Annotated in this window: 23 protein-coding genes; 8 read left to right on the top strand and 15 right to left on the bottom strand. The window is 73.2% G+C overall.

Annotated elements, in window-relative coordinates; genetic code table 11:
* Positions 1-117: 117 nt before the first annotated feature.
* From AMK24_RS29310 to cseC, 3 genes are all read left to right on the top strand, one after another.
* The gene (locus AMK24_RS29310; protein ID WP_073771945.1) at positions 118-765 is read left to right on the top strand and encodes a hypothetical protein; all 648 of its coding nucleotides are present in this window, start codon (positions 118-120) and stop codon (positions 763-765) included.
* 211 nt (positions 766-976) lie between these two features.
* Positions 977-1690: a two-component system response regulator CseB gene (cseB, locus tag AMK24_RS29305; protein ID WP_073771922.1), complete on the top strand. Its 714-nt coding sequence runs from the start codon at positions 977-979 to the stop codon at positions 1688-1690.
* Positions 1691-1719: 29 nt separating this feature from the next.
* Positions 1720-3057: a two-component system sensor histidine kinase CseC gene (gene cseC / locus AMK24_RS29300; protein WP_073771921.1), complete on the top strand. Its 1338-nt coding sequence runs from the start codon at positions 1720-1722 to the stop codon at positions 3055-3057.
* Positions 3058-3288: 231 nt separating this feature from the next.
* Here the strand turns inward: cseC and AMK24_RS29295 are convergent, their stop codons facing one another.
* Positions 3289-3993, bottom strand: a complete 705-nt coding sequence (locus AMK24_RS29295; protein WP_073771920.1) for a M23 family metallopeptidase — start codon at positions 3991-3993, stop codon at positions 3289-3291.
* A 456-nt stretch (positions 3994-4449) separates the two neighbouring features.
* Between AMK24_RS29295 and AMK24_RS29290 the strand changes: the two genes are divergently transcribed.
* Both AMK24_RS29290 and AMK24_RS29285 read left to right on the top strand, forming a co-directional pair.
* Positions 4450-4848: a trypco2 family protein gene (locus AMK24_RS29290; protein ID WP_073771919.1), complete on the top strand. Its 399-nt coding sequence runs from the start codon at positions 4450-4452 to the stop codon at positions 4846-4848.
* A complete protein-coding gene (locus AMK24_RS29285; protein ID WP_338012710.1) occupies positions 4845-8135 on the top strand; it encodes an NACHT domain-containing protein in 3291 nt (1096 codons plus the stop codon). The genes AMK24_RS29290 and AMK24_RS29285 overlap by 4 nt, the downstream gene beginning before the upstream one ends.
* Positions 8136-8225: 90 nt before the next feature.
* On the opposite strand, the gene AMK24_RS29280 is transcribed toward AMK24_RS29285, so the two are convergent.
* On the bottom strand, positions 8226-10754 hold the full coding sequence (locus tag AMK24_RS29280; protein ID WP_073771918.1) for an ATP-dependent Clp protease ATP-binding subunit: 2529 nt from the start codon (positions 10752-10754) through the stop codon (positions 8226-8228).
* 467 nt (positions 10755-11221) lie between these two features.
* Between AMK24_RS29280 and AMK24_RS29270 the strand changes: the two genes are divergently transcribed.
* On the top strand, positions 11222-11824 hold the full coding sequence (locus AMK24_RS29270; protein WP_073771917.1) for an SCO3374 family protein: 603 nt from the start codon (positions 11222-11224) through the stop codon (positions 11822-11824).
* Here AMK24_RS29270 and AMK24_RS29265 read toward each other — a convergent pair.
* The 10 genes from AMK24_RS29265 to AMK24_RS29220 all read right to left on the bottom strand — a co-directional run bounded on the left by AMK24_RS29265 (position 11803) and on the right by AMK24_RS29220 (position 20261).
* On the bottom strand, positions 11803-12138 hold the full coding sequence (locus AMK24_RS29265) for a histone-like nucleoid-structuring protein Lsr2 (protein WP_073771916.1): 336 nt from the start codon (positions 12136-12138) through the stop codon (positions 11803-11805). The genes AMK24_RS29270 and AMK24_RS29265 overlap by 22 nt on opposite strands.
* Positions 12139-12280: 142 nt before the next feature.
* Positions 12281-12850: an amino-acid N-acetyltransferase gene (locus tag AMK24_RS29260; RefSeq protein WP_073771915.1), complete on the bottom strand. Its 570-nt coding sequence runs from the start codon at positions 12848-12850 to the stop codon at positions 12281-12283.
* Positions 12851-12859: 9 nt separating this feature from the next.
* Positions 12860-13318 carry a BlaI/MecI/CopY family transcriptional regulator gene (locus tag AMK24_RS29255; RefSeq protein WP_073771914.1) on the bottom strand — a complete coding sequence of 153 codons (459 nt, stop codon included), beginning with the start codon at positions 13316-13318 and terminating at the stop codon, positions 12860-12862.
* 133 nt (positions 13319-13451) lie between these two features.
* Complete coding sequence (locus AMK24_RS29250; RefSeq protein WP_073771913.1) at positions 13452-13631, bottom strand: hypothetical protein; 180 nt, start codon at positions 13629-13631, stop codon at positions 13452-13454.
* Positions 13632-13720: 89 nt separating this feature from the next.
* Entirely contained in the window at positions 13721-14308 is a 588-nt protein-coding gene (locus tag AMK24_RS29245) for a hypothetical protein (RefSeq protein ID WP_073771912.1), read from the bottom strand.
* A 159-nt stretch (positions 14309-14467) separates the two neighbouring features.
* Positions 14468-15265: a type III pantothenate kinase gene (locus AMK24_RS29240; RefSeq protein ID WP_073771911.1), complete on the bottom strand. Its 798-nt coding sequence runs from the start codon at positions 15263-15265 to the stop codon at positions 14468-14470.
* On the bottom strand, positions 15265-16329 hold the full coding sequence (gene nadC, locus AMK24_RS29235; RefSeq protein WP_073771910.1) for a carboxylating nicotinate-nucleotide diphosphorylase: 1065 nt from the start codon (positions 16327-16329) through the stop codon (positions 15265-15267). Before nadC ends, AMK24_RS29240 begins: the two co-directional genes overlap by 1 nt.
* A gap of 100 nt (positions 16330-16429) precedes the next feature.
* On the bottom strand, positions 16430-18133 hold the full coding sequence (locus AMK24_RS29230; RefSeq protein ID WP_073771909.1) for an L-aspartate oxidase: 1704 nt from the start codon (positions 18131-18133) through the stop codon (positions 16430-16432).
* The gene (panC, locus tag AMK24_RS29225) at positions 18130-19314 is read right to left on the bottom strand and encodes a pantoate--beta-alanine ligase (RefSeq protein WP_242435287.1); all 1185 of its coding nucleotides are present in this window, start codon (positions 19312-19314) and stop codon (positions 18130-18132) included. Before panC ends, AMK24_RS29230 begins: the two co-directional genes overlap by 4 nt.
* A complete protein-coding gene (locus AMK24_RS29220; RefSeq protein ID WP_073771908.1) occupies positions 19311-20261 on the bottom strand; it encodes a Rossmann-like and DUF2520 domain-containing protein in 951 nt (316 codons plus the stop codon). Before AMK24_RS29220 ends, panC begins: the two co-directional genes overlap by 4 nt.
* A gap of 178 nt (positions 20262-20439) precedes the next feature.
* Here AMK24_RS29220 and AMK24_RS29215 point away from each other — a divergent pair, with 178 nt between their 5' ends.
* A complete protein-coding gene (locus AMK24_RS29215) occupies positions 20440-21591 on the top strand; it encodes a threonine aldolase family protein (protein ID WP_073771907.1) in 1152 nt (383 codons plus the stop codon).
* 33 nt (positions 21592-21624) lie between these two features.
* On the opposite strand, the gene AMK24_RS29210 is transcribed toward AMK24_RS29215, so the two are convergent.
* Positions 21625-21816 carry a hypothetical protein gene (locus tag AMK24_RS29210; protein WP_073771906.1) on the bottom strand — a complete coding sequence of 64 codons (192 nt, stop codon included), beginning with the start codon at positions 21814-21816 and terminating at the stop codon, positions 21625-21627.
* A 137-nt stretch (positions 21817-21953) separates the two neighbouring features.
* Here AMK24_RS29210 and AMK24_RS29205 point away from each other — a divergent pair, with 137 nt between their 5' ends.
* Entirely contained in the window at positions 21954-23066 is a 1113-nt protein-coding gene (locus tag AMK24_RS29205; RefSeq protein WP_073771905.1) for a helix-turn-helix domain-containing protein, read from the top strand.
* Between the two features lie 15 nt (positions 23067-23081).
* Here the strand turns inward: AMK24_RS29205 and AMK24_RS29200 are convergent, their stop codons facing one another.
* Together AMK24_RS29200 and AMK24_RS29195 are read right to left on the bottom strand one after the other, a co-directional pair.
* Positions 23082-23762: a response regulator transcription factor gene (locus tag AMK24_RS29200; protein WP_073771904.1), complete on the bottom strand. Its 681-nt coding sequence runs from the start codon at positions 23760-23762 to the stop codon at positions 23082-23084.
* Between the two features lie 62 nt (positions 23763-23824).
* Positions 23825-25027 (bottom strand): sensor histidine kinase, encoded by a 1203-nt coding sequence (locus tag AMK24_RS29195; RefSeq protein WP_073771903.1) that lies wholly within the window; start codon positions 25025-25027, stop codon positions 23825-23827.
* Between the last annotated feature and the right edge of the window lie 152 nt (positions 25028-25179).

Raw genomic sequence — 25179 nt, 5'->3', positions numbered from 1 at the left:
CCGCCCTCCCCGGGCGGCTCCGGGAGACCGGGCGGCGGCTCCGTCCCGGGCGGACCGGAGCGGAGCCGGAACCGCGGGCGGGGCTTGCGGGCGGGTACGGCGGCGAGCGGCACGGCCTTGGCCGGACTCGCCGCCTTCGGGCTGTTCGCCGTCGGCTGCTCCTCCGGAGGCGCCGGAACCCGGGACGAGGGCCCGGCGGGCGGTCAGCCGGTCGCCCAGGCCAGCCCGCGCACCGGCCCGACCGGGACGGCCACGCCCGTCCGCCGGGTCGACGCCGTGAAGCTGCTCAAGAACGACCCCGAGGTGGGCGAGCGGATCAGGGAGGGGCTCAAGCCCTGCGCGGGCAGGAGCTACCCGGTCGACACCTCCTACGGGTCGATGACCGGCGGCCGCTCCGCCGACGTGGTGGTCAACGTGATGAGCTGCGCCGACTCGGTGAGCGTGGGGACGTACGTGTACCGGGCGGACGAGAAGGGCTCCTACGAGAACGTCTTCGCGGTCGAGGTCCCCGCCGTCTACGGCACGATCGACCGGGGCGACCTGGTGGTGACGACCCAGGTCTACGGGTCGAAGGATCCGCTGGCCTACCCGTCCGGCTCCGAGGTGGTCACCTACCGTTGGACCAACGACCGCTTCACCGAGCACGACCGGGTGCACAACGAGTTCAGCCGTGCCGTCGAGGGCACGGACGGCGACCTGCCCGTGCAGTCCGAGCCGGTGGAACCGGTCCCGACGGACGATCCGGCGCGTCCGGGCGGGAACTGAGAACGCGCCGGGACCGGGCCTGCCGGGGCGGGATACGCGTACCGGAGCCCGGCGGGAGCGAAGGACCACCCGTCGGCAGGACCGGGCGGGAACGAAGGACCACCCGCCGGTGCGACCCGGCGGGGACGCGGGACCACACGCCGGCAGGACCCGGCGGGAACACAGGCGAGCCGGTGCGACCGGGCGGGAACGGAAAGCGAGAAGCAGCCCCATGGCCGAGACCCACGTCCTCTTCGTCGAGGACGACGACGTCATCCGGGAGGCCACCCAGCTCGCCCTGGAGCGGGTGGGCTTCACGGTCACCGCGATGCCCGACGGGCTCCTGGGACTGGAGGCGTTCCGCGCCGACCGGCCGGACATCGCGCTGCTCGACGTGATGGTGCCCGGGCTGGACGGCGTCAGCCTCTGCCGCCGCATCCGGGACGAGTCGACCGTGCCGGTGATCATGCTCTCCGCGCGGGCCGACGCCATCGACGTGGTGCTGGGCCTGGAGGCCGGGGCCGACGACTACGTCACCAAGCCCTTCGACGGCGCGGTCCTGGTCGCCCGCATCCGGGCGGTGCTGCGCCGCTTCGGCCACGCGGCCGGGCCGGACGGGCCGGGCCAGGGCGGTGCGGAGGAGGACTCCGAGGCGCTGGACGGAGTGCTGGTCTTCGGCGACCTGGAGGTCGACACGGACGGCATGGAGGTGCGGCGCGCCGGTGAGCAGGTGGCGCTGACGCCCACCGAGATGCGGCTGCTGCTGGAGTTCTCCTCCGCGCCGGGGACCGTCCTGTCCCGCGACCGGCTCCTGGAGCGGGTCTGGGACTACGGGTGGGGCGGCGACACCCGGGTCGTGGACGTCCACGTCCAGCGACTGCGCACCAAGATCGGCCAGGACCGGATCGACACGGTCCGCGGCTTCGGCTACAAGCTGCGCGGCTGACGCGTCGTGGAGCGTCCGGTGAGGCACGGATGAGGCGCCCGGCTCTGCGGACGGGCGTCCGCTGGAAGATCAGCATCGCCATCGCGGCGGTCGGCGCGCTCATCGCGGTGGCGCTGAGCCTCGTGGTGCACAACGCGGCCCGCGTCTCGATGATCGAGAACGCCCGCGAGGTGCAGTTGGAGCGGCTGCTCGGCGCCCAGCGCTTCTACGAGGCGACGAGCATGCAGAAGGGCGGCCCGAAGTTCGGGGCCCAGCTCAACGACCCGACGCTGCCGCCGACCCTGCGCGAGGAGGTCCGCAAGAACCGCCGGGCCACCCACGTCGAGCAGGGCGCCGACGGCGTTCCCGAGGTCTGGGCGGCCCTGCCGCTGGCCAACGGGGACGTGCTCTCGCTCCACACCCGCTTCGCCGACCGCTCCGCCGCGATCATGGACGATCTCGACCGGGCCCTGATCATCGGATCGGTCTCGGTGGTCTTCGGCGGCTGCGCGCTCGGCGTGCTCATCGGCGGCCGGCTCTCGCGCCGGCTGCGCAAGGCGGCGGCCGCGGCGGGCCTGGTCGCCCAGGGGCAGACGGACGTACGGGTCGGGGACGCCGTCGGCGGGGTCGTCCGCGACGAGACGGACGAGCTGGCGCGGGCGGTCGACGCGCTGACCGACGCGCTGAACGAGCGGATCGAGGCGGAGCGCCGGGTCACCGCGGACATCGCCCATGAGCTGCGCACCCCGGTGACCGGGCTGCTCACGGCGGCCGAGCTGCTGCCGCCGGGACGCCCCACCGAGCTGGTGCGGGACCGGGCGCAGGCGATGCGCACGCTGGTCGAGGACGTGCTGGAGGTGGCCCGGCTGGACAGCGCTTCGGAGCGGGCGGAGCTCCAGATGCTCCCGCTCGGGGAGTTCGTCAGCAGGCGGATCGGGCGGTTGGACCCCGATGTGACCGTGCGGGTGGTGCACGAGTCGTGGGTCTCCACCGATCCGCGCCGGCTGGAGCGCATCCTCGGCAATCTGCTCGGGAACGCCGCCAGGCACGGTTCGACCCCGGTGGAGGTCACGGTCGAGGGCCGGGTGGTACGGGTCCGCGACCACGGTCCGGGCTTCCCGGAGGAGCTGCTGCGGGACGGGCCGAGCCGGTTCCGTACGGGGAGCGTGGACCGGGCCGGGCATGGGCACGGCCTCGGTCTGACGATCGCGGCGGGCCAGGCGCGGGTGCTGGGGGCCCGGCTGACCTTCCGCAACGCGGCGCCCTCGGGGTCCGCGGCGGGCGCGGGCGGGGCGATCGCGGTGCTGTGGCTGCCCGAGCACGCGCCGACGGTGACCGGGAGCTTCCCGGTGCTGCGGGCGGCGGACCGGCCGCGGCCCCCGGACTGAGCGGCTCGCCCCGGCGGGGGCAGGGTGCGGGAACGCCGACGGCGACCCCGAGGAGTGGGCCGTGAGGCCGTCCTCGACGTCGCCGTCGGTCGGGTGACCCGGGCGCACGCCCCGGGTACCGGGGTGTAACGGGTCCACTGAACGCTTCTTCGGTTGTGCTGCGCGGCCGGCCGGGCGCCGGGCGTGGTCCGCCGGCGGACGCCGTGGGGCCGCGCGGTCAGGCCGGTCGGATCAGATGGAGACGTGCACCGAGCGGAGGAACGCGGCCGGGTTCAGCGCCGAGCCGTAGTTCGGGGTGGTGCGGATCTCGAAGTGCAGGTGCGGGCCGCTGGAGTTGCCGGTGTTGCCGGACAGGGCGATCTTCTGGCCCGTCTTGACGTGCTGGCCGATCTTCACGTTGACCTTCGACAGGTGCGCGTACTGCGAGTACTTGCCGTTGGAGTGCTTGATCACGACGGCGTTGCCGTACGCGGGGCCGTCGCCGGCGCCGTTCGGGCCGGCCTTCACGACGGTGCCGGTGTGGGCGGCCGTGACCGTGGTGCCGATCGGCACCGCGAAGTCCTGGCCGGAGTGCTTGGCGGCCCAGCGGGCGCCACCGGTGCCGTAGCTGGCGGTCAGCGTGTACTTCTTGACCGGGGTCTTCCAGGAGGCGGCGTTCTTCTTCGCGGCCTTCTTCTTGTCCTCGGCCTTCTTCTTCGCGTCGGACGCCTTCTTCTTGGCCGCGTCGGCGGCCTTGCCCTGCGCGGCGGCCTGGGCGGCGACCCCGTCGGCGGTGGTGCTCGCGGTGAGGGGGGCGGCGGCGGCCTCGGCGCCACCGGAGGCGAACGCCGTACCGGCACCCAGCACCACGGACGCCCCCAGGCCGGCGGCCAGGACGGCGCCACGGACGCGGAAGGCGGACGGGCGGACGGTGTGCTGGTTCGTTGCGCGCTTCATACGGGGAAGTCCTCCGAAGGTGAGTGGACCCGGCGTGCTGTCCGGGCTTGCTCCACCTTGGTAACCCGCGTCCCCGCCGGGGCTCAAACACCCCTTCTACGAAGAAAAGCCGTAGAAGGGGCCCCGGGAATGAGGAGGAGTTGTCCCGTTATGAGGCGCTCTGACGGGCCACGGAATCCTTCCCGCGGAAGAGGTTTAACGCCTGTTCCACGGGCACCTTTCCGGACAAGGCACCGAGAAACGTCCGTATCGGACGAAACCCCGGAAGGGCCCGCCGACACCGGGCCGAAGGTCCCCCGCCCCCTCCCGGCCGCTCCTCCTAGCCCGGGTAGTAGGCACGTTTCGCCCTGTGCGCCTTGTCACCGCCGGTGGGACCTTGGTCCTTCCGTTTCGGGACCTTCGGCGCGCTCCTTCACTACGCTGACGGGAAAGCGGCACCGCACTCCGGGGGATCCCATGACAGCCGAGAACACCCATGCGCTGGACGGCATCGAGCTGGCCGACGCCGTCGCATCCATCCGCAACCAGCTGGTCGAGGCGGCCGCCCGGGCCACGGACCACCCGGTCTCCTTCGCGGTCGGCGACATCCAGATGGAGTTCACCCTCGAACTGCGGCGGGAGGCGAAGGCAGGCGGCAAGGTGAGGGCCTGGGTGGTCGAGGCGGGCGCGGACGCCGCCCTCGTCTCGGGCCGCACGCACAAGGTGGCCTTCACCCTGACCCCGCGCGACGCCGTGACCGGGGAGGCGTGGGAGGTGGGGACCGACGACGACGGGTCCACGGCGGGGTTCGGCCGAAGCGCGGGGGAGGGACACGGCTCCGCGGCGGGGTTCGGTGACGGGCCCGGCCGGCCGTGAGGGGGTCCACCGCGATCCCGCCCCACACCGTCCCGACCCACCCCGCCGACCGCACGGTGGTCGTCACCGGGGCCCGCCAGGGCAGCGGCGTCCTCCTCACCGACCTGCTGATCCTGACCTGCGCCCACGTGGTCAAGACCGGGAGCGTCCACGTGGCCCACCCGGACAGCCCGGACCGCGTCCGCGCCACGGTCGCCTGGATCGACTACCGCTTGGACGTGGCGCTCCTCCAGGCCGTCGAACCGGTGCGGCCCGTCCCTCCCGTACGCCTCGGCGTGGTCGACACACGCCAGGCGATACCCGACTGCGAGATCACCGGCTTCCCGCGCGTCCAGCGGTACGGCCCCGACCGGCGGCTGGAGGCGGACCAGTACACGGCGACGGTCCTGCCCCTGGCGGGCCGGGTCCGCGACCTGCTGGTCTGCGACCTGGACGGTTCGCCCGCCGCCCACCCGGACGACGAGTCGGCGGCTCTGGCCGGGCTCTCGGGCGGCCCGGTCTTCATGGGGGACGTGCTGCTGGGCGTCGCCCGGCAGGTCCCGAGGCAGCGCGACGGGCGCCGGGTCGAATGCGTCCCGCTCGGACCGGTCCTGGCCGCGAAGCCCTTCCGCCTGGTCTACCGGCGGACCGGGGTCGACCTGCGCGAGGAACGCGTGCACGGCAGCTTCCCGAGGGACCTGCGCTACGAGACGGAGTACGCGCAGGCGCTCGGCGTCGCGTACCGCCGCACGAAGGTCTTCGGCCTGGACGAGCTGAGCCGGCACGACTCCGAGTGGGACCTGGACACGGCCTACCTGAGCCTGGAGGCGCAGGCGCAGCCCCAGGACCCGGCTTCCCAAGGCGCCCCGCCCCTCCCCCAGCGCATCGACGACCTCCTCACCGACCGCCCGCGGGTCCTGCTGCGCGGCGAGGCGGGCGCGGGCAAGACGACGCTGCTGTGGTGGCTGGCCGCCCACGCCTCGGCCCGCACCCTCGGCGACGCGCTGGCCCCGCTGAACGGTCTGATCCCCTTCGTCGTCCCGCTGCGCACTCTGCGGGCCCGTGGGGTGACGTTCCCGGGCCCCGCCGAGCTGCACGGCGCGGCCGGTCTGATGGTCGACACGGCCCCGGAGGGCTGGGTGGGCCGGGTCCTGGAGTCCGGGCGGGCGTTGCTGCTGGTGGACGGCCTGGACGAGGTGCCGCCGGAGGACCGTGAGCAGGCGCACACCTGGCTCTCGCAGCTGCTGGCCCGCTATCCGGGCACCCGGTGCATCGCGACCGTACGCCCGCTCGCCGTCGAGGCGGACTGGCTGCGCTCGGAGCACTTCGCGGAACTGCGGCTGCTGCCGATGCGGAACGAGGACATCCAGACGTTCGTGGCCTGCTGGCACCGGGCCGCCCGGTCCACCGAGCAGGACGACGCCGAACGGCTGGACGAACTGGAGCGGGACCTCTCGCGCCAGTTCGAGCAGAACCCCGCGCTCCGCGACCTGGCCCGTACGCCGCTGCTCTGCGCGGTGATCTGCGCCCTGCACCGTCAACGCGACGGCTTCCTCCCGGAGACCCGCTGGAAGCTCTACCGCTCGGCTCTGGAGATGCTGCTCGGCCACCGCGACCGCCGCCGCAGGATCGGCGAGCCCGAAGGCGTCGTCCTGGAAGTCGAGGAACACACCCAGCTTCTCCAGAGGATCGCCGTCTGGCTGGTCCGGGAGGGCCAGTCGGAGTTCACGCGGGACCAGGCGCTGCGCCAACTCGGCCGCGCGCTGGCGGGGATGGACCGGGTGAGCGCCCAGGGCCCGCCCGAACGGATCCTCACCCACCTGCTCAACCGCAGCGGCCTGCTCCAGGAACACGGCGACGACGTCTACCAGTTCATCCACCGCACCTTCCAGGACTACCTGGCCGCCAAGGAACTCGTCGAGGACGACCACCTGGGCGAACTGCTCCGGCACGCTGAGGAGGAGACCTGGCAGGACGTGATCCTGCTGGCGGCGGGGCACTGCGGACGCCGCCAACTGGCGCAGCTCGTCGAGGGTTTGCTGGACGCGGGAGAGAAGCACGGGGAGAAGTCACCCCTCCGCACCGACCTGCACGTCCTGGCCGCCCTGTGCGCCCAGTACGCCTCCTGGCTGGACGGCACGGTGCGGGAGCGGGTTCGCACGTCCCTCGCCGGTCTGCTTCCTCCCACGGGCAGCGTCCAGGTGGGCTCACTGGCCCGACTGGGTGCGGCAGTGCTCGGCCTCCTGCCCGGACCGGACACCATGGCGACGGAGCACCCGTCCGCCGAACACATGGCAGACCTGATCACCGCGATCGGAGGGAGGGAGGCCATTCCTCACGCCCGAGCCTGGTTCCTCGCCCATCCCGGCCTGGCCAGTTCGTTCGTCCACAGCTGGCGGAATTTCCCCGCGGAGGAGTACGCCTCCCAGGTCCTCGCCCACGGCGACCGCTCCTCGGTTCTGTGGGTAATCAGCGACCGCGACCGGCTCAGGGCACTGCGCCACATCCCCCTGGTCGAAGACATCTCCCTGAGTACGGACCTGCCCGAGCGGGAGATCAGCGAGGCCCTGGAGAAGACGCCGCGACTCCAGAACCTCTTCATCGGGGGCAACCGGCTCCTCACCGACCTCTCCTGCCTGCGCCCCGTGCGCGCCTCGCTGGAGTTGCTGTCCCTGGACGAGTGCCCGGGGGTGCGGGACCTGGGGCCGCTGAAGGAGTTCAGCGCCCTGGGGGCTCTGTTCCTGGACGCCGCGGGGATGTCTTCCACCCGGGGGGCCGTCGCCGGACTGCCCGACGGGCTGGACGCCCTGTGGCTGGAGAATCTGACGCTGGAGCGGCTCGGTGACCTCGCCCCGCATACCGGCCTCACCCAGCTGCGGCTGGACACCCGGTGCCCCCTCGCACTGGACGGGCTGGGCGCCTGGCGGTCCCTGAAGAGGCTGGAGGTCTTCGAGCTCGGCGACTTCGACGCCGCGCTCGGTGAGGTGCGCGCCCACGCGGGGATCACTGCTCTCGCGGTCACCGTGTTTCCCTGGCACGCCGACTTCAGCGGCACACCGGCGGTCCCGTCCGTCGAGGACCTGACGGTGCCCTCGCCCGGGAACGGCCGGAGTCCGGCCCTGCTGCGCGACCTCTTTCCGCGGCTGGAACGCCTGGTCATCAGGGTCGCCGCGGACCAGGGGGCGCTGGACCTCTCACCGCTCCACGACTGGTCCGGGATCACGGTGACCGTCCACACGGACGAGCGGTTCCTGCTCACCGGGGCGGAGGAACTGGGCGACCGGCTCACGGTCCTGCCCCTGACGTGAGCACAGGAAAAGGGGCTGCCCCGGACCGGTACGGATACCGGTTCCGGGGCAGCCCCTTCACAGCGCTCGGGCTCACGCCCTACGGGCGCGTCACGCGTCCTTCGTGAGGTTCGGGCCGGCGCCGCCTGCCGCCTGCTCGATCGGGGGGACGTCGGGCAGAGCCGACTTCTCCTCGCCGCGGAAGGTGAACGCCTTGTCGTCGCCCTCGCCCTCGGTGCCCACGACCACGATGTGACCGGGACGCAGCTCGCCGAAGAGGATCTTCTCGGAGAGGATGTCCTCGATCTGCCGCTGGATCGTCCGGCGCAGCGGCCGGGCGCCCATCACGGGGTCGTAGCCCTTCTTGGCGAGCAGCGTCTTGGCCTCGCCGCTGAGCTCGATGCCCATGTCGCGGTCCTTGAGACGCTCGTCGACCTTGGCGATCATGAGGTCGACGATCTGGATGATGTCTTCCTCGGTCAGCTGGTGGAAGACCACCGTGTCGTCGACACGGTTGAGGAATTCCGGCCGGAAGTGCTGCTTGAGCTCTTCGTTGACCTTGATCTTCATCCGCTCGTAGTTCGTCTTGACGTCGCCCTGGGCGGCGAAGCCCAGGTTGAAGCCCTTCGAGATGTCCCGGGTCCCGAGGTTGGTCGTCATGATGATGACCGTGTTCTTGAAGTCCACGACCCGGCCCTGGGAGTCGGTCAGGCGACCGTCCTCCAGGATCTGGAGCAGGGAATTGAAGATATCGGGGTGGGCCTTCTCGACCTCGTCGAAGAGGACGACGGAGAACGGCTTGCGGCGCACCTTCTCGGTGAGCTGGCCGCCCTCCTCGTAACCCACGTAGCCGGGGGGCGAACCGAAGAGGCGGGAAACCGTGTGCTTCTCGCTGAACTCCGACATGTCGAGGGAGATCAGCGCGTCCTCGTCTCCGAAGAGGAATTCGGCGAGCGTCTTGGAGAGCTCGGTCTTACCGACACCGGAGGGGCCGGCGAAGATGAACGAGCCGCCGGGGCGCTTCGGGTCCTTCAGGCCGGCCCGCGTACGGCGGATCGCCTGAGAAAGGGCCTTGATGGCGTCCTTCTGCCCGATGACGCGCTTGTGGAGCTCGTCCTCCATGCGCAGCAGACGGGAGGACTCCTCCTCCGTCAGCTTGAAGACCGGGATGCCGGTGGCCGTGGCCAGGACTTCGGCGATCAGCTCGCCGTCGACCTCGGCGACGACGTCCATGTCGCCGGCCTTCCACTCCTTCTCGCGCTTGGCCTTCGCCGCCAGCAGCTGCTTCTCCTTGTCGCGGAGGGAAGCCGCCTTCTCGAAGTCCTGGGAGTCGATGGCCGACTCCTTGTCGCGGCGGACGCCCGCGATCTTCTCGTCGAACTCGCGGAGGTCCGGCGGCGCGGTCATCCGGCGGATGCGCATCCTGGAACCGGCCTCGTCGATCAGGTCGATCGCCTTGTCCGGCAGGAAGCGGTCCGAGATGTACCGGTCGGCCAGGGTCGCGGCCTGGACGAGGGCCTCGTCCGTGATGGAGACCCGGTGGTGGGCCTCGTAACGGTCGCGCAGACCCTTGAGGATCTCGATGGTGTGCGGCAGCGACGGCTCCGCGACCTGGATGGGCTGGAAGCGGCGCTCCAGGGCCGCGTCCTTCTCCAGGTGCTTGCGGTACTCGTCGAGCGTGGTGGCGCCGATGGTCTGGAGCTCACCGCGCGCCAGCATGGGCTTGAGGATGCTGGCCGCGTCGATCGCGCCCTCGGCGGCGCCCGCACCGACCAGCGTGTGGAGCTCGTCGATGAACAGGATGATGTCGCCGCGGGTGCGGATCTCCTTGAGGACCTTCTTCAGGCGCTCCTCGAAGTCACCCCGGTACCGCGAACCGGCGACCAGGGCGCCGAGGTCCAGGGTGTAGAGGTGCTTGTCCTTGAGGGTCTCGGGCACCTCGCCCTTGACGATCGCCTGGGCCAGGCCCTCGACGACCGCCGTCTTGCCGACGCCGGGCTCGCCGATGAGCACCGGGTTGTTCTTGGTCCGGCGGGACAGCACCTGCATGACCCGCTCGATCTCCTTCTCGCGCCCGATGACCGGGTCGAGCTTGGACTCACGAGCGGCCTGGGTGAGGTTCCGGCCGAACTGGTCGAGCACCAGGGACGTGGAGGGCGTGCCTTCGGCGGGACCGCCGGCGGTGGCCGCCTCCTTGCTGCCCGAGTACCCGGAAAGAAGCTGGATGACCTGCTGCCGGACCCGGTTCAGGTCGGCGCCCAGCTTCACGAGGACCTGGGCGGCGACGCCCTCGCCCTCGCGGATCAGGCCGAGCAGGATGTGCTCGGTGCCGATGTAGTTGTGGCCCAGCTGAAGGGCCTCGCGGAGCGACAGCTCCAGGACCTTCTTGGCTCGCGGGGTGAAGGGGATGTGCCCGGAAGGAGCCTGCTGCCCCTGCCCGATGATCTCCTCCACCTGCTGGCGGACCGCCTCGAGCGAAATCCCGAGGCTCTCCAGGGCCTTAGCGGCGACACCCTCACCCTCGTGGATCAGGCCCAGGAGGATGTGCTCGGTGCCGATGTAGTTGTGGTTGAGCATCCGGGCTTCTTCCTGAGCCAGGACGACAACCCGCCGCGCGCGGTCGGTGAACCTCTCGAACATCGTTAATCGCTCCTCAGAGCGGTCGGTCAGTGAGGGGTCGGTCCCCTCCCAGTCCTTCCGCATGCTAGTCCCGCAGGACGGGACAGCTCATTCCAACTGCCGACATCCGTCCGGATCACCCCGCACCGGCGGGGATTCTTACTGCCGAACAGCTGACAACTGCTCCAACCCGATGGTGCGAGACGATGTTCCCGCAGGCCAGGCAGATACCCCTTTCGCCAGTACGCCGATGGCGAACGTGGGGCGTCCCGGCGGGCGTGTCGCCCCTTCCCACTAGGGAAGTCTTACCCGCAACCACCGACAGTCCATGCGGCGCACCCCTGTTCCCTCCGCTACGGGCGAACACCCTTGCGCTGCCGAACGCTCCCGAGCGCCCCCGCGAGCGGCACGGAGAGCGACGGCCCGGGAACTCTCCGCCATAACCGGGGGGCGCGTAACTCCGCGAGCGGTTCGGCGGTTCATCGGACATGAGACCCGCCGTCCCGTCCCCCCGTCCGTCGCCCGACGCCGCTACGGCCTCCGCGGACGCCGCCCTCGCCCTGCGGTACGCGAGGGAGCTGGGCTGGGCCGCGGTCGGGCGCGCTCCGCTGAGCCTGCTCACCGGGGTGGACTTCGACGTGCTGGAGCTGCCCGCCGAAGCGGGTCACGCCGTACTGCGGCGCGGGGTGCGCACCGGCCCCGTACTGCTGGCCGGCGCGCGGATGGGGCTGCTGGTCGCCGCGGGCGGCGCCGACGAGCTGCCGGGGCTGCTCGACTGGCTGGAGTGGGGCCCCCTCGTACCGGACCTGACCGCCGTGGGGGCGGGCGGCCGGGTCGCGGCCCCGCCTCTCCCGGGCGCTCCCGGGGGCTCGCCGGGGGCCGCCGCGTGGCTGCGGCCCCCAGAGCCGAGGCGTGGGCCCGAGCCCGCGCTGCCGGCCCTCGCGGGCTTCGGGAGCGGTGGGGGCGAGGCCCCCGACCTCGTACGCCTGGTGGACGCGGCGGCTACCGAATGCCATCGGGTCCGGCTGTCACGCGCCCGTTCCGGGGCGTCGACAAGGGATTCGGCGGATCAGCCGTTGGCCTTCTCGTAAGCCTCGCGGATCTCGGCGGGGACGCGGCCCCGGTCATTCACGTTGTGGCCGTTCTCGCGGGCCCACCGGCGGATTTCCGCGGTGTCCTTGTTACCGCCGGACACGGCACGGCCCTTGCCGCGCCCCGTGGCCGCGCGACCGCCGGTACGACGCCCGCCCTTGGTGTAGGGCTCGAGAAGACTGCGGAGCTTGTCCGCGTTGGCCGTGGTGAGGTCGATCTCGTACGTCTTGCCGTCAAGGGCGAACGTGACCGTCTCATCGGCCTCGACACCGTCGAGGTCATCGACAAGAAGGACCTGAACCTTCTGTGCCACGGGATTTCCTTTCATCGGAAATGGAGTACGCGGAAAGGAAACCGCTTTTCTCTCGAAAACACAAACCCTCGGGAGAGGTTCCGCGGCTCGGGAAGACGGGAAACGTGCGCGATTCGGACATAGGGTTGCAGGTCCTTCCGCATCACAGGCGCAGAAGCATCCGGCTGTTGCCCAAGGTGTTCGGCTTCACTCGTTCGAGACCGAGGAACTCCGCGACGCCCTCGTCGTAGGAACGCAGCAGCTCGCTGTGGACATCGGTGTCCACGGGCGTCTCTCCGATCTCCACGAAGCCGTGCTTCGCGAAGAAGTCGACTTCGAAGGTGAGGCAGAAGACCTTGCGGACGCCGAGCCAACGGGCGGTCTGCAAGAGCTTGTCCAGCACCTGGTGCCCTACTCCGGCGCCCTTGATCCGGGGATCCACAGCGAGGGTCCGGACTTCCGCCAGGTCTTCCCACATGACGTGAAGTGCGCCGCAGCCGATGACCCGCGCGTCCTCGTCGCGTTCCGCGACCCAGAACTCCTGGATGTCCTCGTAAAGGGTGACGGTCGCTTTGTCGAGCAGGATGCCTCCGGACACGTACCCGTCGAGGAGCGCGCGCACGGACGCGACATCACTCGTCCTGGCCCGCCTCACGGTGATGGCGGGCTTATTTACCGACGGGTCGGTATGGAGTTCGGTATCCGGGTCGCTTTGCGGCTGGTCTGAGGACATGCCCCGACGCTATCGCCCGCTCTCCCGGGCCGTCCCATCGGCCGGGGCGCCGCTCCCGGCGGACCCGGCGGTCGGTTCCCCGGGGTCGCCGGGAGCGATTTCGGCGAGGTCGGGGGAAACCATGCGAACGGCGTCGCGGAGCGCTTCGCGCTGCTCCGGCGACATCATGCCGAAGAACGCGACAAGCGCTGCGGCGGGGTTGTCACTGCGTGACCAGGCTTCGTTCATCAGTGCGGCCGAGTAGGCGGCCCTGGTGGAGACGGCCGTATATCGATAGGCGCGGCCGTCGACTTCCCTGCGCACCCAGCCCTTCTGATGGAGATTGTCCATTACCGTCATCACGGTCGTGTAGGCGATGGAGCGTTCCTCCTGAAGGTCCTCAAGGACTTCCCGCACCGTGACCGGCCGGTTCCATTGCCAGACGCGCGTCATCACGGCGTCTTCGAGGTCTCCCAATTGACGGGGCACGGGATCACTTTAGTGCCTTATGTCCTGGATGTTCCGGTATTCGCGCAGCAAAAGAGCGCACGGCTCGGGTGAGTCGTGCGCTCGGGAGGCGCGCTCCGGGAAGGCGCCGGGAGGGGCGGGCCGCTCCCGCGATTCAGCCGTTCTCCGGACGAGCGGTCTGCTTCGCGGATTCCGCGCGGGCGAGCGCCGCGTCGACGAAACCGTCCTCCTTGGTCTTGTTCGGACCGCCCTGGCTCTTGACGATGATCACGATCAGGGCGATGAAGAAGACGGCCATCACCACGGGGGGCACGAGCGCGGATACATAGTCCATGCCGTCCAGAGTAGCGAGCCCCGGACGGCCGGACGCGGCGACCTCCCGGTGGAGGCCGCCGCGTCGGACGCCGGCGGGAGGGGCGGGCGTCAGCCGGCCGCCCGCTCCTCGGAGGGCGGCGGGGCGGGACGGCGGCGCGGCGGGAAGACCTCCGACGGCTTGGGCGCCGGGCGGGCCCCGGGCTTCGGCGGGCGGCCCGGGACCGCCGGGGTCGCGGGCCGGTCCGCCTCCTGCCCGGCGGCGGCGCGACCGCCGGGCAGGGCGAGCAGCCTGCCGCGGGGGCCGGGGGCCGCCGCTCCGGCGGTGCGGCCGGCGAGCCGGGCCCGTACCGAGCGCTCGGCGAGCACCTGGCACCGCTCCAGGAGGGACGCGGCGAGCGGTCCGCCGCGCAGGGCCCGCAGGGCGGCCAGGTCGTCCGGCCGGGGGTCGTACCCGGCGGCCAGGGCGTCCTGGAGCAGTTCCAGGTAGCCGACGGCGGAGCCGGGGAGGGCGTGGCGGTAGCGGGCGAGGTCGGCGAGGAGGAACGCTCGCAGCCGACCCGCCTCGGCGACCGCCTCGTCCACGGAGCCCGCGAGCCGCAGGCAGTCCTGGACGTCCTCGTCGGACAGGGACATGGGGTGGAGGGCGATGGCGAGGGCACGTCGGAGCACCCGCAGCTCGTCCGCGCTGAACGCCATGCCGCCTCGTGAACCGTAGGGCGTGGGCATAGCGCGACAATACGTGCTAAATGGACAAAATCCGTTTAGCTGGTCGCCGGTGTCGCGGCGCCGGGGCGGCCCCCGGGGCCCGGGGCCCGGCCGTTCCCGCAGGTACGCCGGGCCCCGGAGGCGCTTGTGCTACGGCCGGGACGTGTTCCGCTCGTACACCAGGCGCAGCCCGATGAGGGTCAGCCACGGCTCGTGCTCGTCGATGGCGGAGGACTCCCCCAACACCATCGGAGCAAGGCCGCCCGTCGCGATCACGGTGACGTCGTCCGGGTCGGCGGCCAGCTCCTTCTTCATCCGGGCCACCACCCCGTCGACCTGGCCCGCGAAGCCGTAGACGATGCCGGACTGCATGGCCTCGACGGTGTTCTTGCCGATCACGCTGCGCGGCCGGGCCAGCTCGATCTTGCGGAGCTGGGCGCCCCGGACGCCGAGCGCCTCGACGGAGATCTCGATGCCGGGGGCGATCACCCCGCCCGTGTACTCCCCGCGCGCGGAGACCGCGTCGAAGGTGGTGGCGGTGCCGAAGTCGACGACGATCGCCGGGCCTCCGTACAGCTCGACGGCGGCGACCGCGTTGATGATCCGGTCCGCGCCGACCTCCTTGGGGTTGTCCATCAGGATCGGCACGCCCGTCTTCACGCCGGGCTCCACCAGGACGGCGGGGACGTCGCCGTAGTAGCGGCGGGTGACCTCGCGCAGCTCGTGCAGGACCGAGGGGACCGTGGCGCAGATCGCGATGCCCTCGATGCCGTCGCCCAGCTCCATGCCGAGCAGGGGGTGCATGCCCATCAGGCCCTGGAGCAGGACGGCCAGCTCGTCGGCGGTGCGGCGGGGGTCGGTGGAGATTCGCCAGTGCTCGACGATCTCCTCGCCGTCGAAGAGGCCGAGGACCGTGTGGGTGTTGCCGACGTCGATGGTGAGCAGCATCAGGCGTCGGCCCCGTCCCCGGCCGAGGCGGCGTCGCGGAAGTCCAGGCCGATGTCGAGGATCGGCGCGGAGTGGGTGAGCGCCCCGACAGCGAGGTAGTCGACGCCCGCGTCGGCGTAGGCGCGGGCCGAGTCGAGGGTGAGGCGGCCGGAGGACTCCAGGACCGCCCGGCCGTCCACCAGGGCGACCGCCTCGGCGGTCTCGGCCGGGGTGAAGTTGTCCAGCAGGATCAGATCGGCGCCCGCGTCCAGCACCTCGCGGACCTGCTCCATCGTGTCGACCTCGACCTCGATGGGCAGGTCGGGGAAGGTGTCGCGGACCCGGGTGAACGCCTCCGCCACGCCGCCCGCCGCGATCACGTGGTTGTCCTTGACCAGGGCCGCGTCGGAGAGCGACATCCGGTGGTTGACGCCGCCGCCGCAGCGCACCGCGTACTTCTCCAGCGCGCGCAGGCCCGCCGTCGTCTTGCGGGTGTCGCGGACCTTCGCCCTGGAGCCCTCCAGCACGTCCGCCCAGGCGCGGGTGGCGGTCGCGATGCCGGAGAGGCGGCAGAGCAGGTTGAGCGCGCTGCGCTCGCCGGTCAGCAGGTCGCGCGTGCGGGTGGTGACGGTCAGCAGCTTCTGGCCGGGGGCGACCCGGTCGCCGTCCTCGACGTGCCGCTCGACCTCGAACTCCTCGGTGCAGACGATCGACAGGACCGCCTCCGCGACCCGGAGCCCGGCGACCACGCCCGCCTCGCGGGCGGTGAAGTCCCCGGTGGTCACGGCGTCCTCGGGAACGGTCGCCACGGTCGTGACGTCCACCCCTCCGTCGAGGTCCTCCTCGATCGCCACATGGGCGACGTCCTCGACCTGGACGGGGTCGAGGCCGGCTTGGGCCAGCAGCAGGGCGAGCGCGGGGTCGAGCCCGCACTCCAGGGCCTCGGGGCCCATCCCGTCCTCGCCGCCGCAGCCGCAGCCGTCGCCGCAGCCGCCTTCCGCCGGTGCGGACGCTGCGGGCGCGCCGACCCGGATCAGCGGTACGTCCACGGGTGTGGGGCGCGGATTCTCTTCGGGCGTGCTCACGGTGACGGCTCCTCGGGGGTGTGGCGGGTGGTGCGGGTGGAACGTGCGGTGCGGGGACGCCCCGCCCGGTGCGGCGGAGCGGGTGCTCCCGGCAGTCTGCTCAATCGGACGGGCGTACGGGCGGGAACGCGGCGGTCTCCGTGCGGTGGACCACCGGGGCGCGGTCCGGCGCGAGGCGGACGACCAGGTGGCGGCGGCCGTGGACGTCGTCGCGGTCGGGCCGGTCCTCGCGCCAGTGGCAGCCCCGGGTCTCCTCGCGGTCCCGGGCGGCGGCGACCAGGACGCGGGAGACCAGGAGGAGGTTGGCGACCTCCCACGCCTCGACCCCGGGGACGACCGCCTTGGCGCCCGCCCCGTCCGCGCCCGCCCCGTCCGCGCCGGCGGCGGCCTCGCGGTGCAGGGCCTCCAGCTCCTCGGCGGCCGCGGCCAGGCTGGCGGCGGAGCGCAGCACCCCGGCGCCCCGGCTCATGGTGCGCTGGATCGCCGTACGGGCCTCGGGGGCCGGCAGCGCGACCGGGCCGACGCCGTCCGGGGCCGCGACCGGTCCGGTGCGGGGCGGGCGGGTCTTCGCGATGTCGGCGGCGATGCGCTCGGCGAAGACCAGTCCCTCCAGGAGGGAGTTGGACGCGAGGCGGTTGGCCCCGTGCACCCCGGTACAGGCGACCTCGCCGCAGGCGTACAGGCCGGGGACGGTGGTGCGGCCCCGCAGGTCGGTGCGCACGCCCCCGGAGGCGTAGTGCGCGGCCGGGGCGACGGGGATCGGCTCGGTCACCGGGTCGACGCCGTGGGCCCGGCAGGCGGCCAGGATGGTCGGGAAGCGCTGCTCCCACATGGCCGCCCCGAAGTGCCGGGCGTCCAGGTACATGTGCTCGGCGCCCTTCTCGTGCATCCGGCGCGTGATGCCCTTGGCGACGATGTCGCGGGGGGCCAGCTCGGCCAGCTCGTGCTGCCCGGCCATGAAGCGCACGCCGTCGCCGTCGACGAGGTGGGCGCCCTCGCCGCGTACGGCTTCGGAGACCAGCGGCTGCTGGCCCTCGGAGTCCGCGCCGAGGAACAGGACGGTGGGGTGGAACTGGACGAACTCCAGGTCGGAGACCTCCGCCCCGGCCCGCAGCGCGAGCGCCACCCCGTCGCCGGTGGAGACGGAGGGGTTGGTGGTGGCGGAGAAGACCTGGCCCATGCCGCCGGTGGCGAGGACCACCGAGGGGGCCCGGACCGCGCCGACGCCGTCGTGCTGGCCCTCGCCCATGACGTGCAGCGAGACGCCGGCCGTACGGCCTTCGGCGTCGGTGAGCAGGTCCAGGACGAGGGCGTTCTCGATGGTGTGCAGGGCGGCCTCGCGGACCGCTTCCACCAGGGCGCGGGAGATCTCCGCGCCGGTCGCGTCGCCGCCGGCGTGGGCGATGCGGCGGCGGTGGTGGCCGCCCTCGCGGGTCAGCGCGATGGCCCCGCTGTCGGTGGTGTCGAAGTGCGCGCCGGTCTCGATCAGCCGGCGTACGGCGTCGGGGCCCTCGGTGACCAGGGTGCGCACGGCCTCCTCGTCGCAGAGGCCCGCACCCGCGACGAGGGTGTCGTCGAGGTGCTGCTCGGGGGTGTCGCCCTCGCCGAGCGCGGCGGCGATGCCGCCCTGGGCCCAGCGGGTCGAGCCGTCGTCCAGGCGGGCCTTGGTGACGACGACGGTGTCCAGGCCGGCGGCGGCGCAGCGCAGCGCGGCGGTGAGCCCGGCCACGCCGGAGCCGACCACCACGACGTCCGCGTCGATGGCCCAGCCGGGGGCGGGGGCGGTCAGCCGTATACCGGTCACGTCAGGGCTCCGAAGGTGAGGGGGATGTTGTCGATGAGGCGGGTGTCCCCGACCCGGGCCGCGACGGCGAGGATGGCCTCCCCGCTCTCGCGGTCGTCCGGGATCTCGGTGAAGTCCGCCGGGTCGACCAGGGCCAGGTAGTCCACACGCAGGGGCGGCCGTCCCCGCTCGGCGGCCTCGTCCAGCACCAGCCGGGCGGCGGCGCGGACGGCGGCGGGCGCCCCGCCCGGCCGGACCAGCGCCACGGCCTGGGCGTCGGCGGCGGCGCGCACCTCGCCGAGCTTGTTGAGCCCGGCGGCCCGGTCGCCGCCGGGTGCGGTGGCGCGGGCCCGCTCGTGCAGGGCCTGCTGGGCGGCGAGCCGGTCGCGGGCCGCGAACAGGGCGCGGGGCAGGGCGAGCGCGGTGTGCCGCTCCCGGGCGGAGAGGAAGCGGTTGCGGCTGGAGAGGGCGAGGCCGTCCGGGTCGCGGACGGTGGGGACGCCGGTGATCCGGACGCCGAAGTCCAGGTCGCGGACCATGCGGCGGATCAGGGCGAGCTGCTGGGCGTCCTTCTGCCCGTAGAACGCCTCGTCGGGCCGGGTGAGGTGGAGGAGCTTGGCGACGACGGTGAGCATCCCGTCGAAGTGCCCGGGGCGGGCCGCGCCTTCGAGCCGCTCGCCCATGGGGCCCGCGGTGATCCGGACCTGGGGCTCGCCGCCGGGGTACACCTCCTCGACGCCGGGGGCGAAGACCGCGTCGGCCCCGGCCGCGGCGGCGATCTCCAGGTCGGCGTCCAGGGTGCGCGGGTAGCGGTCCAGGTCGGCGGCCTCGCCGAACTGCAACGGGTTCACGAAGACGGTGACCACGACCTGGCCGTCCGCGCCGGCCGCCGCACGGGCGGCCCGGATCAGGGCGGCGTGCCCCTCGTGGAGCGCGCCCATCGTCATGACGACGGCCCGCTCGGCCCCGGCCGGCCGCTCCAGCGCGTCCAACTCGGCGGCGGTGCGCAGGAGGACGGGCGGAGCGGGGCGGCGGGGGGACGCCGGAACGCCCGGGTCCGGGGCGGGGGCGGTCGGAGCGGGGGCGGCCGGGCCCGGCGCCGAAGCGGAGGCCGGGGGCGTGCCCGGGGCGGAGGCCGGGGGCGTGCCCGGGGTCGGGGCGGGGGCGGTGCTCCCGTCTCCCGTACGGCCGGTGGCGGTCATCGGGTCTCCTCCGCTCCGGGGCCGCCGGGGCGGCCTTCCCGGTCGGCCAGGACCACGAGCAGGTCCTCGGCCAGCTCCGCCTTGAGCAGGCCGTGGGCGAGCGCCCGGTCGGCCGTGGTGCGGGCCATCGCGACATAACCGGCCACCGCCTGCGGGGCGTGGGCGCGCAGTTCGTCGATGTGGGCGGCGACCGTGCCCGCGTCCCCCCGCGCGACCGGGCCCGTCAGCGCGGCGTCGCCGGAGCGCAGGGCGTTGTCCAGGGCCGCGCCGAGCAGCGGGCCGAGCATCCGGTCGGGCGCCGAGACCCCTGCCGCGGCCAACAGCTCCATCGACTGGGCGACCAGGGTGACCAGGTGGTTCGCCCCGAGGGCGAGGGCCGCGTGGTAGAGCGGGCGGGACTCCTCGGCGATCCACTCGGGCTCGCCGCCCATCTCGATGACCAGGGCCTCGGCGGCGAGCCGCAGCTCCTCGGGGGCGGTGACCCCGAACGAGCAGCCCGCCAGCCGCTGGACGTCCACGGCGGTCCCGGTGAACGTCATCGCGGGGTGCAGCGCGAGCGGCAGCGCCCCCGCCCGCAGCGCGGGGTCCAGCACCCGTGCCCCGTACCGCCCGGAGGTGTGGACGAGCAGGTGGCCCGGCCGTACCGCGCCGGTCTCGGCGAGGCCCTCGACCAGCGTGGGCAGGACGTCGTCGGGGACGGTCAGCAGCACCAGGTCGGCGCGGGCCAGCACCTCGGCGGGCTCCACCACGGGCACCCCGGGGAGCAGGGCCGCGGCACGGCGGCGGGAGGCGTCGGAGACCGCGGACACGGCGACGGGGCGGTGCCCGGCGAGCTGGAGGGACGCGGCCAGGGCGGGTCCGACCCGTCCCGCGCCGACGACGCCGACCGTGAGCCGGGCGGGGCGGTCCCTCGCGTCGAGGGGTTCCTTCGAAACTGATGCGTTCACGCGGCGATGGCCTTCCGTTCCAGTCCGCAGGGGGTACCGGACGATTTCTCTGCATGCTACGCCAGCGTTTCGGCGGATCTCATCCGCTGCCCACAGCCTGTGGATAACTTTCGGAACCCGCCGCCGGGCGTCCGGATACCGGGGGCGCCCCGCCCCGGCGCCGGGCGATGATCGTCCCATGGCGACGACGGACGAGCGGGAAAAGCGGCGGCGCGGGCTGAGCGCGTGGCGGGGGTCGAAGGTGCTGGCCCGGACGGGTGCGGACGCGACGGTGGGCGAGCGGCTGGCGGCGCTGGCGGCCGACGCCTCCTCCGTACACGATCCGGACGACTGGACCGATGTGTACGGGGGCGGGGTCGTCGCCGATCTGGAGCGGCGGGTGGCGGGGCTGCTGGGCATGGAGGCGGCGGCGTTCTTCCCGACCGGGACGATGGCCCAGCAGGTCGCGCTGCGGTGCTGGGCGGGGCGTACGGGGAACGCGACCGTGGCGCTCCACCCCCTCTCCCATCCGGAGCTGCACGAGGGCGGGGCGCTGGGGGCCGTGAGCGGGTTGCGGACGGTGCGTCCCACGACGGAGCCGAGGCTGCCGGACGCGGACGAGGTACGGGAGTTCCCCGAGCCGTTCGGGACGCTGATGCTGGAGCTGCCGTTGCGGGACGCCGGGTTCGTGCTGCCGTCCTGGGAGGAGCTGACGGCGGTGGTGGAGGCGGCCCGGGAGCGGGACGCGGTGGTCCATCTCGACGGGGCGCGGCTGTGGGAGTGCGGGCCGCACTTCGGGCGGGGGCTCTCGGAGATCGCCGCGCTGGCGGACAGCGTGTACGTGTCGTTCTACAAGTCCCTGGGCGGGCTGTCGGGGGCGGTGCTGGCGGGTCCGCAGACGCTGGTGGAGGAGGCCCGGGTGTGGCGCCACCGCTACGGGGGCCAGGTGTTCCAGCAGTTCCCGGCCGCGCTCTCCGCCCTGCTCGGCCTGGAGCGGGAGCTGCCCAGGCTGCCGTCGTACGTGGCGCACGCGAAGGTGGTGGCCGGGGCGCTGGCGGAGGGGTTCGCGGCGTCGGGGGCGCCGTGGTTCCGGGTGTGGCCGGAGCCGCCGCACACGCACCAGTTCCAGGTCTGGCTGCCGTACGGGCCCGAGGTGCTGGACGAGGCGTCGGTGCGGCAGGCCGAGGAGACGGGCGTGGCGCTCTTCCGGCGCTGGTCCGCGGGGGCGGCCGGGACGGGGCTGCCGCCCGGGGTCTCGTTCACCGAGGTGACGGTGGCGGCGGACGGGCTGGAGTGGACGGCGCGGGACGTACGGGAGGCGGTGGCGGGGTTCGTGCGGTACGTGGGATAGGCCCGCGGCGCCCCGGACCCCGGGGCGCCCTCCTCACCCGCCGGACGGGCCGGGCGGGGCGGACGGGCGGGAGGCGCCGGGCGGGGCGGTCCGCCCGGCGGGGCGGACGCGGCGGTACAGCGCGCGCAGGAGGGGGCCGTCGTGGCGGCCCGGGGGCGGAGGCGCGGGCCGGGACAGCCGGGCCGCGCGGTGGGCGTCGAGCAGATGCTGCTGGAGGGCGCTCATACGGCACAGCCTGCGAAGGCCGCGCCGCCCGCCGCCCGCCGGTTGACGGGGCCCGTCAATCCGTCGGCCGCTGATTGACGGGGGCCGTCAAATGGGGCGACGGCCCGGGCGCGTTCCTCCACCATGGAGGCGTGAGCGTGCACATAGACATCGGGGGACTCCCCACCGACCAGGTCGTTTTCGCGACCTCTCCGCTGGCCGAGCTGGGCCTGGCCCTGCACGCGCTCTCCGAGCCCGGCCACCACCCGGGGCTGCACGGCTGGGCCACCGCGACCGCGGCGGCGCTGGAGCCCGGCCTCGCGGACCGGATGCTGGAGGCGGAGTTCCTGTGGCGGAACACCTTCTCCGACGTGTTCATGCCGTTCTCCGGCATCCGGGGCGGCGACGGCAGGACCGGGGCCACGCTCACGGAGGACCTGGACCTGCTGGACCGGCTGGACGACGAACGGTTCGTCGCCGCCGCGCTGGAGTTCACCTGCGCCAGCCATTACGGGGCCGGGTCGCCGTCACCGCTGCACGACGAGGCGATGCGGGTGCGCGCCCTGGACCTGGCGGCGGCGCGCGGCCCGCAGCAGGTGGACTTCACCCGGCGGCTGCTGGCCGACCCCGCCTCCGTACGCGGCTGGGTGCGGCGGCTGTTCGAGGACTGCGACCAGGCGTTCTTCGCGGACACCTGGCGGCGGGTCTCCGTCCAGCTGGTCGCGGACGCCCGGCACAAGACGGAGCTGCTGCGGCGCAAGGGGCTGGCCGACGCGGTCGGGGCGGTCTCCGCCGCCGTGACGCTGGACGAGGAGGCGGGCCGGATCAGCGTCGACAAGCTGTCCGAAGGCCGGACCACCGCCCTGGACCCGAGCGTGGGGCGGGGTCTGACGCTCATCCCCACCAGCTTCGGCTGGCCGCACCTGATGGTGCTGCACGCCCCGGGCTGGCGGCCGGTCATCCACTACCCGGTCCACCTGCCCGACCTGCCGGCGCCCGCCTCCGTGGAACTGCTCCGGCTCCGCCTGGAGGCGCTGGCCCACCCGATGCGGATGCGCCTCTGCCGCAATCTGGCCCGCTCCCCGTACACCACGGGTGAACTGGCCGACTCCCACGGCATCACCTCCCCCGAGGTCTCCCGGCACCTCTCCGTGCTCAAGAAGGCGGGGCTGGTCACGACGCGCCGCCGCGGCCGCTACGTCCTGCACCAGCTGGACCTGACGGTCGTCGCCCGGCTCGGCAGCGACTTCCTGGAGGGCGTCCTGCGCTGAGCGGGCGGCGCTTCCTCAGCCCGCGCCGCCCCCGGCCCGGACCAGGCCGGACTCGTAGGCGAGGACGACGACCTGGACCCGGTCGCGGAGGTTCAGCTTGGTGAGGATGCGGCCCACGTGCGTCTTGACCGTGGCCTCGGAGAGGACGAGGCGGGAGGCGATCTCCCCGTTGGAGAGGCCCTGGGCGACCAGGAGCATGACTTCCCGTTCGCGTTCGGTGAGCTTGCCGACGTGCTTGTTCCCGGGCTCCTTCTCGCCGCTGGGCAGCATCGGCGAGAAGCGGTCGAGCAGCCGGCGGGTGGTGGACGGGGCGACGACCGCGTCCCCGCTGTGCACCGAGCGGATCGCGGCGAGCAGCTCCGCGGGCGGCACGTCCTTGAGCATGAAGCCGCTGGCCCCCGCCTTCAGCCCGGAGAAGGCGTACTCGTCGAGGTCGAAGGTGGTCAGGATGAGCACCTTCGGCGGGTCCTGCTGCGCGCAGATGCGGCGGGTCGCCTCGACGCCGTCGAGCCGGGGCATGCGGACGTCCATCAGCACCACGTCGACGGCGGTGGACCGCAGCAGCTCGATCGCCTCCGCCCCGTCCCCGGCCTCGGCCACGACCTCCATGTCGGGCTGGGCCGCGAGCACCATCCGGAACCCGGTCCGCAGCAGCACCTGGTCGTCGACGAGCATCACGCGGATGGCGGGGGTCATGGGGATCGTGTCCTGTCCTGGGTCGTGGCGGGGGCGGTGGCGGGGGTGGCGGGGCGGGGCGGTCAGCTCGGGGGCTTGAGCGGCAGCAGGGCGCTGATCCGGAAGCCTCCGCCGGGCCGGGGCCCCGCGTCCAGCGTGCCGCCGACCATGCCGACGCGCTCCCGCATCCCGATCATCCCGTGCCCGGCGCCGTCCGCGCCGCCGTCCTCGTACAGTTCGTGCGCGGCTCCCCGGCCGTCGTCCTCGATCAGCAGGCCGAGGCCGTCGTCGAAGTAGACCAGCCGGACGCTCGCCCCGGCGTCGGGGCCGCCGTGCTTGCGGGTGTTCGTCAGGGCCTCCTGGACGACCCGGTACGCGGTCAGCTCCACACCGCTGGGCAGCGGGCGGGGCGTGCCCTCGACCTTGAAGTCGACCTCCAGGCCGGTCTGCCGGACCTGGGCGACCAGGTCCTCGATCTGCTCCACATCGGGCTGGGGGACGTACTCCCCGCTCTCCGGGCCGTCGCCGGTCCGCAGCACCCCGAGCAGCCGCCGCATCTCGGCGAGCGCCTGGCGGCCGGTGCTGGAGATGGTCTCCAGGGCCTGGCGGGCCTGGTCGGGGGCGGCGTCCATGACGTACGCGGCGCCGTCGGCCTGGACCACCATCACGGACACGTTGTGCGCGACGACGTCGTGCAGTTCCCGGGCGATCCGGGCGCGCTCGGCGGCGACCGCGACCTTGGACTGCGCCTCGCGTTCCCGCTCCAGCCGGGCCGCACGCTCCTCCAGCTGGTCGAAGTAGGCGCGCCGGGTCCGCAGCGAGTCCCCCAGCACCCAGGCCAGCACGAACGGCACGGTCATGATGATCGTCACGAAGACCACCTGCGGCCAGGATCCACCGGGTTCGGGATCCCACCGCAGCTGGGACAAGGCCGCCGCGCTCAGGCTGCAGGCCAGGGCGAGCCGGGACGCCCACCGCTCCCCGATCGTGGCCACGGTGTACGTGATCACCAGCATCGCGAAGTCCCCGATGCCGGGCCGGACGTCGAACACCAGCTGCACGAGGCCCACCAGGACGGCGAGGAGCAGCATCTTCTCGGGGGCCCTGCGGCGCAGCGCCACGACCGTGGAGAGACCGAGCGCGACCGGGACGGCGACGATCTCCTCGCGCCCCGCGTCGTACATGCCCGACACCATCGACATCCCGGAGAGCCCGAGGAGGAAGACGGCCCAGAAGACGTCGACGCCCGTCGGGTGTCTGCGGATGAAGTCGTAGAGGCGCTGCACGTGACCAAGCGTAAGGACCGCCGATCGGCGCCGGGTCAACCGGAGGGTCGATCCGGGTGCGGGGCCGTACTCCCCAAGGTGGAGGCCCGCCCGGCTCCCCGGGGTGGAGGCCCGCTCGCCGGGGAGGGGACCGGCGGTGGAGGCCCGCCCGC

Origin of the sequence: Streptomyces sp. CB02366, assembly GCF_001905905.1 — a bacterium.
Lineage (GTDB): Bacteria > Actinomycetota > Actinomycetes > Streptomycetales > Streptomycetaceae > Streptomyces.
Note: the sequence above shows the minus strand (reverse complement) of the source record. Positions and strands in the feature narration are given on the sequence as shown.